Annotated in this window: 17 protein-coding genes; 9 read left to right on the top strand and 8 right to left on the bottom strand. The window is 39.7% G+C overall.

What is annotated here, in order from left to right; all coding sequences use genetic code 11:
• Positions 1 to 16: 16 nt before the first annotated feature.
• Positions 17 to 886, bottom strand: coding sequence for a DUF2797 domain-containing protein (locus FTT92_RS03365; RefSeq protein WP_180023994.1), 870 nt, complete (start codon positions 884 to 886; stop codon positions 17 to 19).
• Between the two features lie 34 nt (positions 887 to 920).
• On the opposite strand from FTT92_RS03365, the gene FTT92_RS03360 reads away from it, so the two are divergent.
• Both FTT92_RS03360 and FTT92_RS03355 read left to right on the top strand, forming a co-directional pair.
• Positions 921 to 1,391, top strand: a complete 471-nt coding sequence (locus FTT92_RS03360) for a DUF6231 family protein (protein WP_078188659.1) — start codon at positions 921 to 923, stop codon at positions 1,389 to 1,391.
• Between the two features lie 112 nt (positions 1,392 to 1,503).
• Positions 1,504 to 2,130 carry a YidB family protein gene (locus FTT92_RS03355; protein ID WP_180171452.1) on the top strand — a complete coding sequence of 209 codons (627 nt, stop codon included), beginning with the start codon at positions 1,504 to 1,506 and terminating at the stop codon, positions 2,128 to 2,130.
• A gap of 86 nt (positions 2,131 to 2,216) precedes the next feature.
• Here FTT92_RS03355 and FTT92_RS03350 read toward each other — a convergent pair whose 3' ends face one another.
• From FTT92_RS03350 to FTT92_RS03340, 3 genes are read right to left on the bottom strand one after another with little or no spacing between them, the layout of a single operon-like run.
• On the bottom strand, positions 2,217 to 2,825 hold the full coding sequence (locus FTT92_RS03350; protein WP_168378601.1) for an OB-fold-containig protein: 609 nt from the start codon (positions 2,823 to 2,825) through the stop codon (positions 2,217 to 2,219).
• 16 nt (positions 2,826 to 2,841) lie between these two features.
• Positions 2,842 to 3,168, bottom strand: a complete 327-nt coding sequence (locus FTT92_RS03345; protein ID WP_180041404.1) for a Rieske (2Fe-2S) protein — start codon at positions 3,166 to 3,168, stop codon at positions 2,842 to 2,844.
• On the bottom strand, positions 3,168 to 4,172 hold the full coding sequence (locus FTT92_RS03340; protein ID WP_180171451.1) for an adenosine kinase: 1,005 nt from the start codon (positions 4,170 to 4,172) through the stop codon (positions 3,168 to 3,170). Before FTT92_RS03340 ends, FTT92_RS03345 begins: the two co-directional genes overlap by 1 nt.
• Before the next feature lie 278 nt (positions 4,173 to 4,450).
• Between FTT92_RS03340 and FTT92_RS03335 the strand changes: the two genes are divergently transcribed.
• The 4 genes from FTT92_RS03335 to FTT92_RS03320 all read left to right on the top strand — a co-directional run bounded on the left by FTT92_RS03335 (position 4,451) and on the right by FTT92_RS03320 (position 10,098).
• Positions 4,451 to 4,900: a GNAT family N-acetyltransferase gene (locus tag FTT92_RS03335; protein WP_078188654.1), complete on the top strand. Its 450-nt coding sequence runs from the start codon at positions 4,451 to 4,453 to the stop codon at positions 4,898 to 4,900.
• 173 nt (positions 4,901 to 5,073) lie between these two features.
• Positions 5,074 to 5,841 (top strand): hypothetical protein, encoded by a 768-nt coding sequence (locus FTT92_RS03330; RefSeq protein ID WP_180171450.1) that lies wholly within the window; start codon positions 5,074 to 5,076, stop codon positions 5,839 to 5,841.
• Positions 5,842 to 5,982: 141 nt separating this feature from the next.
• The gene (locus FTT92_RS03325; RefSeq protein WP_180171449.1) at positions 5,983 to 8,922 is read left to right on the top strand and encodes an insulinase family protein; all 2,940 of its coding nucleotides are present in this window, start codon (positions 5,983 to 5,985) and stop codon (positions 8,920 to 8,922) included.
• Between the two features lie 18 nt (positions 8,923 to 8,940).
• Positions 8,941 to 10,098 carry a phospholipase A gene (locus FTT92_RS03320; protein WP_180171448.1) on the top strand — a complete coding sequence of 386 codons (1,158 nt, stop codon included), beginning with the start codon at positions 8,941 to 8,943 and terminating at the stop codon, positions 10,096 to 10,098.
• Positions 10,099 to 10,165: 67 nt separating this feature from the next.
• On the opposite strand, the gene FTT92_RS03315 is transcribed toward FTT92_RS03320, so the two are convergent.
• The 4 genes from FTT92_RS03315 to ilvA all read right to left on the bottom strand — a co-directional run bounded on the left by FTT92_RS03315 (position 10,166) and on the right by ilvA (position 14,518).
• Positions 10,166 to 11,503, bottom strand: a complete 1,338-nt coding sequence (locus FTT92_RS03315) for a TrkH family potassium uptake protein (protein ID WP_168378596.1) — start codon at positions 11,501 to 11,503, stop codon at positions 10,166 to 10,168.
• Positions 11,504 to 11,554: 51 nt separating this feature from the next.
• Positions 11,555 to 12,214, bottom strand: coding sequence for a TrkA family potassium uptake protein (locus tag FTT92_RS03310; protein ID WP_078188649.1), 660 nt, complete (start codon positions 12,212 to 12,214; stop codon positions 11,555 to 11,557).
• Between the two features lie 104 nt (positions 12,215 to 12,318).
• The gene (locus FTT92_RS03305; protein ID WP_180106453.1) at positions 12,319 to 12,786 is read right to left on the bottom strand and encodes a hypothetical protein; all 468 of its coding nucleotides are present in this window, start codon (positions 12,784 to 12,786) and stop codon (positions 12,319 to 12,321) included.
• Between the two features lie 193 nt (positions 12,787 to 12,979).
• Positions 12,980 to 14,518, bottom strand: coding sequence for a threonine ammonia-lyase, biosynthetic (gene ilvA / locus FTT92_RS03300; RefSeq protein WP_180171447.1), 1,539 nt, complete (start codon positions 14,516 to 14,518; stop codon positions 12,980 to 12,982).
• Between the two features lie 107 nt (positions 14,519 to 14,625).
• Between ilvA and rpiA the strand changes: the two genes are divergently transcribed.
• The 3 genes from rpiA to FTT92_RS03285 all read left to right on the top strand — a co-directional run bounded on the left by rpiA (position 14,626) and on the right by FTT92_RS03285 (position 16,487).
• Entirely contained in the window at positions 14,626 to 15,297 is a 672-nt protein-coding gene (gene rpiA, locus FTT92_RS03295; RefSeq protein WP_078188646.1) for a ribose-5-phosphate isomerase RpiA, read from the top strand.
• A 126-nt stretch (positions 15,298 to 15,423) separates the two neighbouring features.
• The gene (locus tag FTT92_RS03290) at positions 15,424 to 16,104 is read left to right on the top strand and encodes a SprT family zinc-dependent metalloprotease (RefSeq protein ID WP_180171446.1); all 681 of its coding nucleotides are present in this window, start codon (positions 15,424 to 15,426) and stop codon (positions 16,102 to 16,104) included.
• An 11-nt stretch (positions 16,105 to 16,115) separates the two neighbouring features.
• Entirely contained in the window at positions 16,116 to 16,487 is a 372-nt protein-coding gene (locus FTT92_RS03285) for a hypothetical protein (protein WP_180120001.1), read from the top strand.
• The last annotated feature ends 180 nt before the right edge of the window (positions 16,488 to 16,667 follow it).

Here is a 16,667-nt window from a genome sequence, read left to right as displayed (position 1 = left end):
GACACGTTAAGTCGATTTAAGTACGTACTTTAATTTCATAGCCCGTGTATTTACGAATATTGATCACACCGGTATCCAAAATCAGATACTGACCTTTAATCCCTTGTAATTTTCCTCGAATAATCGGTGTTTTGTCCAAATTATGCGATTTGATTTTTTCAGGATATTCTTCTACCGGGTAGATAAATTGGCGTGGTAACTCATCTTCTAACAGTTCGACGGTTTCATTAAACTCTAAATTTTGGCTAAATTCTTCGCGAATGGTCTGAATTTTAGGTGCGAATTCTTCTACCAATTGGTCGCGAATTTCGATCAGGTTGATGGGTTCTGCTTCACCTTTTAGCAATTTACGCCAATCAGTTTTATCGGCCACTTGCGTTCCAAACATGACTTCAAGCTGACCAGATAGACGACGTGAACCAACTTTCATAATAGGCAAAGCTTGCGTCGCACCTTGGTCCAGCCAACGTGTAGGCATTTGACCAAGTCGAGTAATCCCCACTTTTAAGGCACTCGAATTGGCTAAATAGACAATATGCGGTTGAAAGCAAACTTCATGGGCAAAATCATCTTCACGGCAAGTCCCGAGATGATAATGACAGGTTTCAGGCTTCATAATGCACATATCACAAGAAGCCTTAGTCTTCATGCATTTGAAGCAATGACCTTGTGAATACGATTTAGGCGTTTTTGCGCCGCAAGAAATGCAGTAGATATTTCCAGTGGCTTCAATTTCAATTTCTTGGCCAAGGCTAAACGGTAGATCAACTTCTGAGCGATCTAGAATAAATTTATACTCAACATTTGCCTTGTGTGTATGTTGATCAGTTACACTAAGGTCTTTAAGACCTGCATGCATTTTATGGCAAATGCCTTGTAGTTCCATACGAATACTCACTTCATTATTAAGGATGCGGTCAATGGCTGAACAAAATGTCATCACTTCTATGCTAGACGATTTGTCAAAAGAGCAGCCCATTTCAACCGCAATCTGTATTGGTCAGGATCTTGAGCAATACAATCAATTTCATCCAATTCAATGGCAACATTTTAACGTAACTGAGTTTTTAAATCTGCCTTTTACCCAGCGTTTTGACCTTGGATTTGTGATTCTTGATACTGAAACGATGTTGAGTTTGGATCAGCAGCAGAAAACGCAGATGTTGGTAAAATTGCGTGACCTATTTGCCAAACGCATCGTGGTGGTGAGTAAATTACACGATGAACAATTATTACGTGCTTTAGGCTTTACTCAGCTCATTGATAAAACCACGCATGAAAGTGATTTTGCTTTATGGCAGTTTAATATTTTGACTTATAAACATATTCCAGATTGGTTTAACTCTAAATTTTGGGCAAATCCTGAAAACTGGGATAAATTCCGTTGGTAACAAATACTTAGCCTGCGAGAAATTGCAAAAATTAACAAACATTTATGATAAAACTGTCTTTTCCCACGTATGCTGTAATTAAGTTTATCTAGGTTTCACTGGGAAAAATAAAATGACAAATTTAAATAATATTGTTGAGATTTTAGCAAAGCAGGCCCTTGGTGGTGCAAACAATCAAAATCAACAAGGTGGCTTGGGCGGTATTTTAGGTTCGGTATTGGGTCAATTGGGCGCAAATGCAGGCGCTCAAAATACCCAAACTAATGCTCAAAACCAAGCAGGTGGTTTAGGTGGAATTTTAGGCTCTGTATTGGGTCAACTGGGCGGTGCAGCGCAGTCGCAGCAACGTAGTAGTGGTGGTAATGCATCAACTATTTTAGTTGCAGTGTTACCTCTAGTGTTGGCTTGGATTCAAAAACAAGGTGGCCTACAAGGTGCTTTGGATAAATTACGTGGACAGGGCTTGAGCAGTCAGGTTGATGATTGGGTATCTACAGGCCCTGGTGATAATGCTGCTGTGACTAATCAACAAGTACAAAATTTATTTGATGATGCCGAAGTGGAGCAAGTTGCACAAGAAACACAAACTCAGAAACAAGATGTATATAGCGCAATTTCAAGGGTATTGCCGCAAATTATTGACTCATTGACGCCACAAGCTGGACAAACTAATCAGCAAGAAGCGAATGCTGATATTCAACAAGTGATGAATTTGGTCTCAGGTTTCCTGAAGCGTTAATCAAAATATCGATTTAGGTATTTGATTGAATACAAGCCAGTGAACACTGGCTTTTTTATGATTTGAAAAATGATAACAATGTGACGCTAAGATGGATTAAATAAACGGTTCGACACACTGATTTTTTTGCCAATATAGTGTGATTTTTTTTGACGAATCAAAATGATTTTCGACTGAAATTCTAACTCACCAAACTCTGGCTCAACTTGCACATAATGTAGTTGACCAAACTCATCACGCACACGGGCTTGAGCTGAAAAGCCGGGACGGGCATTTCCACTTGAAATGGTGGCTAGACGACCCAGTAGGTTAACGGTTTGTTTTTTATATTTGGGCGGGACAACCTGATCCAAACAATGGATCATAAATACCGTAAAGAATATGGCAATAATCAGCGCAGGTAAAATAAGATAATAAGCAGGTACGAATTGACCTTCTTTGGCATGTATACAGAACTGAAGTACATAGCCTGCAAAGCTAAAATTCATCAGTAAGAAGAACAAAATCAGAGTCTTAGAAAATTTGACATTCAATAATGCCAATTCTTGTATGCGCTGAGGGGCAATTCTTTTTAAAACTTGGCTAGGACTAATATTGATATAGTAGCCAATGGTTTCAACCATGCCCAATAACAGTACGGCTAATAAACTTAAATGAAAGGGTATTAAGTTATAGTCTGTTAAAAATGCGGACATGGTTGTATTCCAGTGTTTATTCTTCTGTGAGGTAGATTCCACCATCAGAATGCACGTTAATGTTCACTTTTTCAAGGGCTTGACCCTGGCATGGACCAGAAATACATTCCCCAGATTCGACCATAAACAGGGCGCCATGTGTTGAGCACTCAATAAATTCTTGGTCACGATCTAGAAACTGATTTTCTAGAAACTCAAGTTCTACGTGCAAGTGTGGGCAGTTATTTTGATAAGCGTAAAACATGCCATCACGTTGGGTGATAAAAATCGTTTCACCATCAGGCGTTTCGAATGATCGTGCTTCACGTTCAGGCACATCATCCGTCATGCAAATTTTAAACATTAAGCACATTCCTTTTGAAATGATTGTAAAAGCTGAGCATAGTCTTCAACTGCTAGGCGTGGACCAAACTGAGCCACAACTTCACTTGAAATCAAGATGGCAAGTTCAGCAGCCGTTTGATAGTCATGACCTGCATTCAGTGCATATAGGAAAGCACCCGCAAATGCATCACCAGCACCATTGGTATCTACTGCGGTAACTTTACGACCTGGCACAGTAAATGTTGCTGCTTCATTATGGATTAAGGCGCCTTTGGCACTTAATGTAATGACAATGTGTTTACTTAGTGATTGCAATTTAGCAAGTGCAGCATCTAAATGATCTGTTTCTGTGTACATCAGCGCTTCTTGTTCATTACAGAACAATAAGTCCACGCCATCATCGAGTAACTCATCTAGACCTTGACGTGCATATTGCACCATTGCTGGATCAGATAAGGTCAATGCAATTTGTACACCATTGGCTTTGGCGATTTGACGTGCTTGTTTTACCGCAAGACGCGCGCTATCTGATGTTGAAAGATAACCTTCGATATATAACCATTTCGCAGTATTTAAGCTGCCAAAATCAATTTGGCTATCAGTCAATTCCGCAGTAATACCGAGGTAAGTATGCATCGTACGTTCAGAATCAGAGCTGACCAATACCATACATGTGCCGGTTACACCTTCACTGATTGATTGAGTTGCAGTTTGGATACCTGCGTCGTTTAAACCATTTAGGTAAATTTGACCTAAGTCATCATTGCCGACACGACAACCATAAAATGCAGTTCCGCCTAAAGCACTAAAAGCAACCGTAGTATTTGCTGCAGAACCACCAGAAGCTTGACCTTTATATTCTTGAGTCGCTTTTAGATTGTTATAAAGGGCTGCTTGAGTATCACCATCAGTCAGTTGCATCGTACCTTTTTGCAGATTGTGTTGAATTAGGAATTCGTCAGAGACTTTAAATTCTTGGTCAATAAGTGCATTACCAATTGCAAAAAGGTCAACAGTTGCCATGTTGTATAATCACATCAAAAAAATGAAAGTGCTAAGTTTACACGAATGCTCAGGAATGCTGTAGTTTGTTGAAGAAAATTCAATTAAAGGACAGGTGTGTATAAAAATCGGGCAAATCCATTATATTTTTACATTTTTTTTTGAATTAGTTGCCGTTTTAATCAGCTTTGCTATTGTGCAAATCGAAAATTTTTACTTTTATAGAGCTATAGGGTGTTCAGACTGAATCAAGATGATTTGGTCATCATAAATAGATAACAGATTAAAAGTGTGAATATATGGAAATTACGATTCGTCCAGCAGAGCAACTTCCTGCTCAAATCGAAAATATTGCTGCTTTGGCGCAGCATGAAGGCTATACATTTATACACCGTTTAATTGAAGAATATCAAAGTGGTAAAAATCGTTTTGACCAAACGGGTGAGCAATTATTGCTTGCTTATGATGGCGATAAATTGATTGCTTGTGGCGGTTTAAATCAGCAATGGGGTGATACTGGTGTAGAAGAACGGATTGGACGAGTTCGCCGTTTCTATGTGCATCCGCAGTACCGTCAGCATGGCGTGGGTAAGCAGCTATTGGTGGAATTGGAAAAGGGTGCGAAAAAGCATTTTTCTGCACTGTGCTTAAATACAGAGCTTAAAAATGCTGCCAAATTCTATCAAAAACAGAATTATGTCTATGTCGAAAGTCATCCAAATTATAATTATTTTAAATATCTGGTTTAGTTTTAAATACCAAAATAGACTCTAAATACTGTAAATGAAGCATCCGATATCGGATGCTTTTTTCTTGTGATAATTCTAAAAAAGAGCGCCTTATTTTAAGCAAAGTTTTAAGCAAAAATTCATTTTAGTTATCGAAGATATAAGCATCAAAATAACTGCATAGAGTGAAGTATATGCAAGTGCATAAGCTACAAAACTATGTTAAAAAAGTCCCTGAGATTACCGCACTGTTTTGGTTGACCAAAATTTTTGCGACCACCTTTGGTGAAACCAGTGGTGATGCATTGTCCATGTCCTTAAATTTGGGCTATCTACTTAGTACCTTTATTTTTGCGGGCATATTTATCGGTATGCTGTATTTTCAAATACAGTCCAAAGCCTATAAACCTTATTTATATTGGGCCACGATTATTGCCAGTACCACGGTCGGTACGACCTTAGCGGATTTTGTAGATCGTTCTTTAGGGATTGGCTACTTGGGTGGTAGTTTGCTGTTGCTGAGTTTGGTGCTCATATCGCTTTTTAGTTGGTATCGAGTCGAAGGATCGATCAATCCAAGTGTAGTGAATTTGCCGCGAACACAGATCTTTTATTGGTTGACGATTACATTTTCTCAAACATTAGGTACGGCTTTGGGGGACTGGACTTCCGATAGTGCAGGATTAGGCTATAGCGGTGGCATTTGGCTATTTGGTGGTTTAATTCTATTGATGGCGTTGTTGTACTTTTTTAGTAGGGTCTCAAAGACGTTTATATTTTGGGCTACTTTTGTTTTGACACGTCCATTGGGCGCAGTTGTCGGCGATTTTCTAGATAAGCCAATCAGTTCAGGTGGATTGGATATAAGTCGCTTTATGGCTTCCTTTGTATTGTTATTGGCGATTGTGATTTGTGTCTATTGGTCAACACGAAATGATAGGCAATCCATAAAACCAGTCTAAATGTTTTAGTGCGAAAACAAGTGATTTTTAAAATTAAAGTTCAAGTTGATTAAAACAGTTGGAAATGTCGTTTCGGTGAATCTAGTTGTGATTTTTTAAGGTATACTTTGCCTAATTTAAATGAATAGATTAGGAGCACACATGACTGTAGATGTCACTGAAACCATTTCTCAAACTGTACATCCCGCGTTTCAGTTGATTCGTCAACATCATGTTGAAGCTTTAGACATTTTAGTGTCTGAATATAAACACAAAGTGACTGGCGCGGTGCATTATCACTTAGCCACAAACCATGACGAAAACGTATTTTTAGTTGCCTTCCGTACGCAGCCTATGGATTCAAAAGGTGAGGCGCATATTCTTGAGCATACGGCACTGTGTGGCTCAGAAAAGTTCCCTGTACGTGACCCATTCTTTTTAATGATTCGTCGTTCACTCAATACGTTTATGAACGCGTTTACCGCTGCGGATTGGACGGCTTATCCATTTGCAACGCAAAACAAAAAAGATTTCCAAAACTTGTTAGAAGTTTATATGGATGCTGCTTTTGCTGCGAATTTGAACCCGCTTGATTTTGCGCAAGAAGGGATTCGTATTGAGCTAGAAAATGGCGAAGCTGTATATAAAGGCGTGGTATTTAATGAAATGAAAGGTGCAATGAGTTCACCTTCAGATCAGTTGTATCACCAACTTGCCCATCATTTATTCCCAGAAACGACATATCATTACAACTCAGGTGGTGATCCGAAAGACATTCCTGACTTAAGCTATGAAGAGCTAGTGAGTTTCTACAAATCACATTATCACCCAAGTAATGCCGTGTTCATGACCTTTGGTAATGAGCCTGCATATAATTTACAAGAACAGTTTGAAACGCTTGCTTTGTCAAAATTTGAAAAAGGTCAAACGCTATATTCAAAACCTGAGCGCCGCTTAACTGCGCCTGTAACTGTAACTGAAACGTATGCAGTTGATGCTGAAGACCTCAAAGACAAAACATATCATGTGCTTTCTTGGTTATTGCCTGAAGCAAGTAATATCAAATTACGTTTAGGTATGCGTTTGGTTGAGGGGGTATTGCTTGAAGATTCTGCTTCGCCATTACGTCATTACTTAGAAACCTGTGGTTATGCACAGTCGACTGGTCCATTCATGGGCGTAGATGACTCAAACTATGAAATGACGTTCTACTGTGCAATTCAAGGTTCAAACCCTGAGCATGCAGAACAATTTAAAGATGGCGTGTTTAAAGTATTAGAAGACGTTGCGGCTAAGCCTGTTGACCCGGCTTTAGTTGAGGCGATTTTGCATCAAATTGAATTGCATCAGCGTGAAATCAATGGTGATGGTACACCATATGGCCTAAGCTTAATTCTGAATGGTTTAAGCAGTGCGATTCACCATTCAGACCCTGTGGATGTTTGGGATGTGGATACGGCCATTGAACAAGTGAAGGAAGAGTTGAAAGACCCAATGTGGTTATCTAACTTAATCAAAACTTACTTGCTTGATAATCAACATCGTGTGCAATTAACTTTGGTTCCAGATGCTGAAAAAAATGCGTTGGAAGCGGCAGCAGAAAAAGCACGTTTAAAAGAAATTGTTGCGAACTTAACTGAAGCGCAAAAAGCAGAGATTATTGCGCAGACTGAAGCACTGAACATTCGTCAAGATACCCCAGATGATTTGAACCTATTGCCTAAAGTAGGTTTAGAAGACGTTCCTGCACAATTACAGATTGTACAAGGTCAATTACGCGAAATTATCAGTAATGGATTAGATACACCGTTAAATCTTTACCACGCAGGCACCAATGGTCTTTATTACCAACAAGTTTTGATTCAGATTCCTGATGAAGTGGTGCAATCGCCGTATTTCAACCTCTTGTCGATTTTGATGGGTGAAGTTGGTGCAGGTGAATACGACTACTTAGAGCTACAACAGTTGCAAACAGCTGTGAGTGGCGGTTTAGGTATGGGTGCATCCCTGCGTTCAAAAGTGGACGATAAAGGTCAAATTAGTGCTTGGCTAACGTTGACCACTAAATCATTGGTGAATAATCTTGAAGCAATTCGCTTATTGAAATTGGCTTTTGAACAGCTACGTTTTGATGAAAAAAATCGTATCGTAGAGTTATTGCAACAACGTAAAGCACGTTGGCATTCACGTGTTTCTGGCTCTGGTCATAGCTATGCAATGCAAATTGCAGGTCGTCAACATAGTGCATTGGCGTTACGTGATTATCATAATACAGGCCTAGGCGCGCTGAACTGGTTGTCAGAACTTGTCAGCAAAATTGAGCAAGACGACACGGCTTATAATGCCTTGATTGATGAGCTTAAGTTAATTCATAACCGTTTGCTTAAAGCACCAAAACAATTCTTGGTGGTGTGTGAAGAACATCATTCAGACCGATTGGTTGAGGAAGTTCAAACCATTTGGGATAAAGTGGCAATTGACGATAACCCGCATGCTTTAACTCAAGTGAATTTTGCAGATAGCAACAATGACGAAGCTTGGCTCATTCAAGCCAATGTTCAGTTCTGCGCTTCAGCATATCCTGCGGTGGAAGTGTCGCATCCAGATGCAGCACCTTTGATGATTTTGGCGGCTTATTTACGTAATGGCTTCTTGCATAGTGCGATTCGTGAAAAAGGTGGTGCTTATGGTGGCGGAGCAAGCTATGACGGCAATGCATGTTCATTCCGTTTCTATAGCTACCGTGACCCACGTTTAGCTGAAACGTTTAAAGATTTTGACGCAAGTGTGCAGTGGCTACTGAATGCTGAACAACAACCTCATCAGCTAGAAGAAGCGATTTTGGGTCTAATTGCTAGCATGGATAAACCGGGGTCACCAGCGGGTGAAGCTATTACAGCTTGTTATGCTTTATTGCATAAACGCACGCCAGCTTTCCGTCAAATGTTACGTGAACGTCTGTTGAGTGTGACTTTGGAAGATCTAAAACGTGTTGCTGTGGCGTATTTGGTTGAACAACAACCGACAAAAGCTGTGGTTGCACCGGTGGCTAAGCGAGATGCTTTGGTTGAGCTTGGTTTCGAAATAAAACAAGTGAATTAAAACAAAAAAGGGGTTTTTATGGCGTTCAAATCTCTTGAGCGTACGACATTGCAACTGAGCCTCATTGCGCTCAGTTCAATGTATGTCAGTACTGTAAATGCACAAAATGCGGATGTGGCTGCTAAGCCTGCAACCGCAGAAGCATGTGTGGCACTTGAGTCAAATGCAGAGCGATTATCGTGTTATGACGCTTTGTTTAAAGTGCAACCTGCTGAAAAAGAAATCTTGGTTTCTGAGCGTCAAGCCGCACAAGAAATTAAGCCTGAACCGACAGAGAAGCTAACTTTCAAAGAAAAAGTCAGTCATGCGTTTACGGACCGTTTATTTGCTGTAGAAGCACCGAACCTCAATCCAAATCTTTCATTATTGGATAGTCGTTGGGAACTTTCTCCAGAGAGTAAATTAGGGACGTGGAATATTCGTGGCTATCAACCTGTGTATTTAATGCCGGGATACTGGACTTCAGATAAAAATGAACGTCCATCAAGCCCGAATGAAAACAACACGGTACAAGCCGATCAGGAACAAAACCTGAAATCGATGGAAGCCAAGTTCCAATTGTCATTAAAAACCAAAGCTGTTGAAAACTTATTTGGTGATAATGGTGATATCTGGTTGGGCTATACCCAGTCTTCTCGTTGGCAAGTCTACAACGAAGATGAATCTCGACCATTTCGTGAAACCAACTATGAACCTGAAGCCAGTCTGGTTTTTCGTACCAACTATGAACTCTTGGGTTTGAACTGGCGTATGCTGGGCTTAACTTTTAACCATCAGTCTAATGGGCGTTCTGATCCCTTATCGCGGAGTTGGAACCGTGTCATGTTAAATCTAGGATTTGAACGTGACAATTTTGCACTGATGTTACGTCCTTGGTATCGTTTCGAAGAAGATACCAAAGATGATAACAACCCAGATATTACCGATTATGTGGGACGTGGGGATTTAACAGCATTTTATCGTCATAAAGATCATGACTTTAGTTTGATGTTACGTCATTCACTGAAAGGTGGTGATGACTCACATGGTGCTGTGCAGTTTGATTGGACTTTCCCAATCAATGGTAAATTGCGCGGCACAGTTCAATTGTTTGATGGCTATGGTGAAAGCCTGATTGACTATAACCATCGGGCAACCTATGTCGGTGTCGGTGTGTCATTAATGAATTGGTTCTAAAGATTCGAATTTAAGAAAAACCACGCTAAGGCGTGGTTTTTTTTATAACTGTGAGAAAATGTACAAATCAACCAATCTGAATCTCAGAAGGTGGGTGTTTTAAGCGACTCTTCTTCGGTGTGGCAATCAGATAAGCCAGTGTTAAGGGTCCAAGGCGGCCTGCGAACATTAATAACATCAGGGCGACTAAACTGGCGGGTTGTAAGTCGCTGGTGATGCCACGAGATAGACCAACGGTGCAAGCAGCGGATACCGCTTCGAACAGCAAATCTAAAAAGCGTTTATCAGGTTCGAGAAGCAATAGACTGAAAAAACCAATAAATATCAACGTCACTGTAATGAAAATTACCGCTAATGCTTTAAAGGTGGTTTTTTCTGAAACAGAGTGGTTAAACACACGCAGTTCATCTTCACGTCTTAAAAAACTGACCACACTGAGTACAACAATAATAAACGTCCCGACTTTGATGCCACCAGCTGTACTGAGAGAACCACCACCAATAAACATCAGTAACATCGTGACGAGTGATGATGCATCGCTCATGCTTTCCATAGGTAAGCTGTTAAAACCCGAAGAGCGTGGAACCGTTGCATGGAACCACGCGTTGAGGGCTTGGTCACCAAGTGACATCGTGGCTAAGGTCGCAGCATTATTGGCTTCTAATAACCAAATGGTGATGAAGGCAAAGACATTTAAACCTGCAATAGTCGATAAAATCAACTTGCTATTGGTACTGAGTTTTTTCCAACTTTTATTGCGCTTAATGTCCATCAGTACCAAAAAGCCAATACCCCCAATGATGTAAAGCATACTGATGGTAAACGTAATGAAATAACGGTCAGCAAAGCTCATTAAACTATTGGGAAATAATGAAAATCCACCATTATTAAATGCTGAAACACTATAAAAGGCAGCATAGAACAGGGCCTGGTTAAAATTGTATTCTTGCATCCAAGCGATGGTCAAAATTACCGTTCCCACCATTTCAAAAAATAGTGAATACAGCAGTACGCCTTTGATGGTCATGGTCACTTTGGCAAGGCTGGTCTGTCCAATGGTTTCTTGAGCCATAATTTGTTGTTTTAGCCCAATTTTAGGGGACAAACTCATAGCGGCTAATATCGCAAAGGTCATAAAGCCGAGACCGCCGCATTGTAGTAAACCCATAATCACGACTTTACCAAATACCGTATAGGCCTCGCCGACATTTACAACTGAAAGTCCTGTAATGGTTACGGCGGAGGTCGCTGTAAAGAGGGCATTGATCCAACTTAAATCGCCATGATGTGAATAAGGGAGTTTTAACAGCAAGGTGCCAATGATAATAAGCCCAAGAAAACCCAATGCCAAAATACTGGGTGGGCTAAGATTAATGGTATTACGCTGTTTATTGTGCAGTTTCATGTTTTTCTACTGTCATCTTGCGCGATTGTGTGCAAATAGACACGACGCTGATTACAAAGTTGCTTTAAAGTGTTTAGCCAGTCGACGTAAATGTTCGAGTAAACCTTCAACCACTAAAATATCACCAGTTTGTAAGATCAGGTTCGGATCTAAACTATATTGAAGCTCGGTGCCACGTTTATGCAGAATCGTCTTCACTTCAGGGACATGATCCATAATTTGATTTAAACGCGTACCTTGTTGTGATTCTTTAATTTCAACCTTCACCAAATAATGATCATCTTCGAGCACCATGTAGCGACTCACCATCGGATAACTCAGTGACTGGGCAACACGGACGCCCATATCTTCTTCAGGGTGGATGATTTTGCTGATACCTAAATGAGTTAAAATCATGTGATGCGCTTTGGACTTAGCTTTGGCCCAAATTTTGTTGATCCCCATATTTTTAAGATGGAGCACACATAAGATGCTGGCTTCAATATCTTCACCAATTGCGACTACGACGGCTTCACAATTTTGAATATTGAGTTCTTGTAAAACGTGCTCATCTGTTGCATCAGCAATCACTGCATGGGTCAGTTGGTCCGAAATACTTTCAACAAACTTTTTGTTGCTATCGATTCCAATGACATCGTGTTTTAAACCCATGAGTTCTGTGGCTACAGTTGCGCCAAAACTTCCTAAGCCAATCACAGCGAATTGAGCCATGCCGTATTCCTAAATTATTCTAAAGTTATTGAATATGTTGATGTTAGCTTGTTCAGCCTAGAGCGGCTATGAAAATTTACATAATCCATCTAAACCGAAAAGCTCTAATTTTTAATTTCTTCAGTGTTTTGATAGGCATAAAGTTCAGCAATATTGGGGCAATTATCCATAACTTGTTGATATTTAAAAATTTCATAGCCTAATTTATTTTTTAGAATGTATTGAAATTGATGTTGATCTTCTTTAATGACATTTAGAGTGGCTTTACGAACAAGCTCAGAATTGTTCTTTAAGCGGTTTAAGCCATCGCATGAAAATTCACGGATGATGGCTTGAACAGGTTCTGGAGCGGTTTGATCATTTAGCTCATCAAAGCGAATATATACAATGTAATTTGGATATTGATTCAGCATTTCAGCCTGCGCGGTATAACCGTAAATATTTTCTAGATTTTGCGTACGGGATTGATTTGGAATTTGTTTCATACTTTGACGAATCTTATCTTCCTCTTGCTTAAGTTGATAAGCCGGATATGCATAAAAATATCCACCTAAACCCACAATAGCGATCATAAATAAGGCATAAAAATTCAATTTTAATAATCCATTTTGTTTTATTTCAATGGATTATAGGGTGTGGTTGAATTAACAACAATCACAGCGTTGATGAATTAAATAGATGAATATATTTATTTTGATGCAGAAAAGAATTGATACAAATAAAAAAGCTGGAACCTAGATCCCAGCTTTCATATAGACTTTTTATTTATTTCAAGAAACGTTGATAACCGAGGTTATTGGTAATCTCAACATATGGGTAGGTAATATTTTCCAATGTTTCAATTAAACCATCTGGGTTTTGTTTCGCATCCGTTGCTTCCATACCCACCAATACACGACCTTCAGCAGCACCGTGGTTACGGTAATGGAATAGGGTGATGTTATGGGTCGGGCCAAGACGTTCTAAGAAAGTCAGCAATGCGCCCGGACGTTCAGGGAATTCCACGCGGAATAATCGTTCATTTTCGATATCGGCATGACCGCCAATCAAATAACGAATGTGCAGTTTAGCCACTTCATCATCAGAAAGATCGTCTACATCGTATTGGAATTTTAAGGTTTCAAAAATTTCCTGACGTTCTTTCTCGCCATTTTTTAGACTGATACCCACAAAGACTTGAGCGGCACTTGAGTTACTTGCACGGTAGTTAAATTCAGTGATATTACGGCCTTGTAGTGCGCGGCAGAATTGGAGGAATGAACCTTTTTCTTCTGGAATGGTCACAGCAAAGATGGCTTCTTTGCGTTCACCGAGTTCAGTACGTTCCGCAATGTAGCGTAAGCGGTCAAAGTTCATGTTTGCACCGCAAACAATCGACACCATATTTTTATCTTCTAGGCCATGCTCAGCAACATACTTCTTAATACCTGCAAGCGCCATTGCACCTGACGGTTCTACAATGCTGCGGCATTCATCAAAGGTATCTTTAATCGCTGCACAGATTTCATCGGTATTTACCAGTACAACTTCACGCTCAACAATAGGGCCTGAGTTATCTGATTTTTGTAGCTGAATCACTTCAAATGGTTTTTCACCAATTTGAGCAACTGCTGTACCGTCGGCAAATAAACCTACAGATGGAAGAATGACACGTTCATTAGCTTCAAAGGCTGCTTTTAAACATGCTGATTCGTCATATTCAACAGGAATGACTTTAACATGCGGTGCCACATCACCTAAGTAAGCAGCTACACCGGCAATGAGACCACCACCGCCCACAGCAACAAATACATAGTCTACATCACGCCATTGACGCAAAATTTCGTTGGCAATGGTTCCTTGACCGGCCATAACGAGTTCGTCGTCATAAGGTGGAATAAAGGTCATACCTTCATCTTTTGCACATTGGATTGCGTATTTATTGGCTACATCAAAAGAATCGCCATGCAGAACCACTTCACCGCCTAAGCGTTTAACCGCTTGTACTTTAATGTCTGGTGTGGTTTTAGGCATAACAATAATGGCGCGAATACCCAACTTTTTACCAGATAATGCCACGCCTTGAGCATGGTTACCTGCAGAAGCAGTAATAACGCCACGTTCCAACTGAGATTTCGGTAATTGACTAATACGGTTGTAGGCACCGCGTAGCTTGAAAGAAAAGACAGGTTGTAAATCTTCGCGTTTAAAGCGAATGTTATTGTTTAGTTTTTCACTAATTCGTGGCGCTGCTTCGAGTGGGGTTTCGATTGCAACGTCATAGACCGTTGCCTGTAATATTTGTCGAACCAAACGAGACAGCATGTTAATTTTCCATCTAACAGTTTAAAATAGGCGTTCATTGTAACAAACACCCGTACATTTGGGCTGTAAAATCAGCAACAAATGTCAAAAAATAGTTGAGCCAAGTTATGAGTCTGTATGCTACCCAAGATGAAAAGAAACAAGCTGCCGCAAAAGCTGCGTTAAAGCATTTGCCAAAGGGCGGCATTTTGGGTGTTGGTACAGGAAGTACTGTGAACTTCCTCATCGAATTATTGCCAGAGCTTCAACTTGAAGCTGCTGTTGCAAGTTCTGAAGCAACTGCACAACGTTTGAAAAAATTAGGCATTGAAGTGGTTGATATGAACCATGTTGGTGGTTTAGATGCCTATGTGGATGGCGCTGATGAAATCGACCGTCATATGCACATGATTAAAGGCGGCGGCGCTGCGTTGACTCGTGAAAAAATCGTTGCATCAATTGCGAAAAAATTCGTTTGTATCGTAGATGATTCTAAATGGGTTGATCAGTTGGCACGTGAATTTCCGCTTCCTGTAGAAGTGATTCCAATGGCACGTTCTGCTGTTGCGCGTAAAATTGTCTCTTTAGGCGGCGACCCTGTGTACCGTGAAGGCGTAGTAACTGATAACGGTAATGTAATTTTAGACGTACACAACTTAAATATCTTAAATGCTTTAGAGCTTGAAAAGACTTTGAATGACATTCCGGGTGTAGTGTGTAACGGTATCTTTGCTCTAAACAAGGCGGATATTGCTGTTGTAGCCACTGATAACGGTATTGAAGAGCGTACTGCGGTTTAATCTGTTCTATTAGAATCCCCCTAAATCCCCCTTTGATAAAGGGGGACTTTTCACCTGAATTTATTTAGGTGGTTTTCCCTCCTTTGTAAAAGGAGGGTTAGGGAGGATTTAAAATTAATAAAAAATATGACTCCCAACCTTCCTGAAATTCAAATCACCCGAAAATTACGTGCCACACGCCTAAGACTGCGTGTAGAACCAACTCAAATTAAATTAACGGTTCCCCAGTTTTGTACACAGCGCCAAGTTCAAGATTTTCTTAAACAATCGGAACAATGGATGATTGAGACATGGCAGAAGCAGCAGGAAAAAACAGGGCAGATTGATAAAACTCTACCAGTAGAATTAAAACTATTCAATTTAGAGCAGCCTCTGAGCATTGTTTATAAAGTACAAAAAAACTCATTCATCTTAGATGAAGAAAAGCATCAGCTTTTCATCAGTGTTCGGCAGCCTGAGCAATATTTAAAAAGCTTTGTGATTGCTTATGCCAAAGAGTATTTACCAATTTATTTAAAGCAAGTGAGCTGTGAAACAGGCTTGAAATATGGTGATTGCTCAATTCGTCAGCCCAAAACTCGCTGGGGCAGCTGTTCTGCAAAGCATGACATTATGTTGAATAGTGGGCTGGTACTTTTTCCGTTGGAAATCACGCGTTATGTGGCTGTACATGAGTTAGCGCATACTAAGCACTTTGATCATAGTCTAAATTTTTGGGCTGAAGTGCAAAAGCATGATATAAATTTTCAGCAGCATCGAAAAATACTAAAAATGACGGCAATGCCTTGGTGGTGGGTGGAAAAATAGGGGGTATACAAATGAGTTATAAAATTAAAATACTGTCTCAAGATGGGCATGTTGAAGAATCACTTTGGATTGAAGTTGATGGAAAAATATTAAACGTTTTTTGTAGTGATTATAATTTTGTTTTCAACGTTAATAGTGTTTATCATGTTGAATTAGAATATGAAATATTTGATGAGTATGTACCCAAGATAACAGATAACTCACCTCAATTTAGAAATATTGATCAGTCTTTTGCTTATGAAATTATTGGGATGTTAAATAACGGAACTTTATCAGTAGGAGATATCTTTTTTAAAGATGAAATTCTATTAAGTGAATACGGGTATTTAGACAATAAAATAATTAGTTTAAAGGTAGATCGTATCAAACTTTATTTTGACTAGATAACTTATATTTACTACTCGCTACTTAGTTTCTGTAATCCTAGCTTGAAGCAGTTTATGGAGCACTATTGTTTTTTTATAAATTTATCCTGTATGAAGAAATAAACCCAACCAAAACAGTTCAGAAATCCTCAACTTCCTGTCATACTACGCAGTCATCAAATGGATACTTTGAATAGA

It is taken from the genome of Acinetobacter sp. YH12023 (assembly GCF_013420135.1).
GTDB lineage: Bacteria > Pseudomonadota > Gammaproteobacteria > Pseudomonadales > Moraxellaceae > Acinetobacter > Acinetobacter amyesii.
This window is presented reverse-complemented; position numbering and strand designations above follow the sequence as displayed.

Bases quoted from the DNA above. Each gene is read 5' to 3' on its own strand.
- FTT92_RS03355 (WP_180171452.1), top strand. From the start codon at position 1,504: ATGACAAATTTAAATAATATTGTTGAGATTTTAGCAAAGCAGGCCCTT.
- FTT92_RS03305 (WP_180106453.1), bottom strand. From the start codon at position 12,786: ATGATCGCTATTGTGGGTTTAGGTGGATATTTTTATGCATATCCGGCT.
- FTT92_RS03365 (WP_180023994.1), bottom strand. From the start codon at position 886: ATGGAACTACAAGGCATTTGCCATAAAATGCATGCAGGTCTTAAAGAC.
- FTT92_RS03335 (WP_078188654.1), top strand. From the start codon at position 4,451: ATGGAAATTACGATTCGTCCAGCAGAGCAACTTCCTGCTCAAATCGAA.
- FTT92_RS03325 (WP_180171449.1), top strand. From the start codon at position 5,983: ATGACTGTAGATGTCACTGAAACCATTTCTCAAACTGTACATCCCGCG.
- rpiA (WP_078188646.1), top strand. From the start codon at position 14,626: ATGAGTCTGTATGCTACCCAAGATGAAAAGAAACAAGCTGCCGCAAAA.
- ilvA (WP_180171447.1), bottom strand. From the start codon at position 14,518: ATGCTGTCTCGTTTGGTTCGACAAATATTACAGGCAACGGTCTATGAC.
- FTT92_RS03345 (WP_180041404.1), bottom strand. From the start codon at position 3,168: ATGTTTAAAATTTGCATGACGGATGATGTGCCTGAACGTGAAGCACGA.
- FTT92_RS03290 (WP_180171446.1), top strand. From the start codon at position 15,424: ATGACTCCCAACCTTCCTGAAATTCAAATCACCCGAAAATTACGTGCC.
- FTT92_RS03340 (WP_180171451.1), bottom strand. From the start codon at position 4,172: ATGGCAACTGTTGACCTTTTTGCAATTGGTAATGCACTTATTGACCAA.
- FTT92_RS03360 (WP_078188659.1), top strand. From the start codon at position 921: ATGGCTGAACAAAATGTCATCACTTCTATGCTAGACGATTTGTCAAAA.
- FTT92_RS03315 (WP_168378596.1), bottom strand. From the start codon at position 11,503: ATGAAACTGCACAATAAACAGCGTAATACCATTAATCTTAGCCCACCC.
- FTT92_RS03285 (WP_180120001.1), top strand. From the start codon at position 16,116: ATGAGTTATAAAATTAAAATACTGTCTCAAGATGGGCATGTTGAAGAA.
- FTT92_RS03350 (WP_168378601.1), bottom strand. From the start codon at position 2,825: ATGTCCGCATTTTTAACAGACTATAACTTAATACCCTTTCATTTAAGT.
- FTT92_RS03330 (WP_180171450.1), top strand. From the start codon at position 5,074: ATGCAAGTGCATAAGCTACAAAACTATGTTAAAAAAGTCCCTGAGATT.
- FTT92_RS03320 (WP_180171448.1), top strand. From the start codon at position 8,941: ATGGCGTTCAAATCTCTTGAGCGTACGACATTGCAACTGAGCCTCATT.
- FTT92_RS03310 (WP_078188649.1), bottom strand. From the start codon at position 12,214: ATGGCTCAATTCGCTGTGATTGGCTTAGGAAGTTTTGGCGCAACTGTA.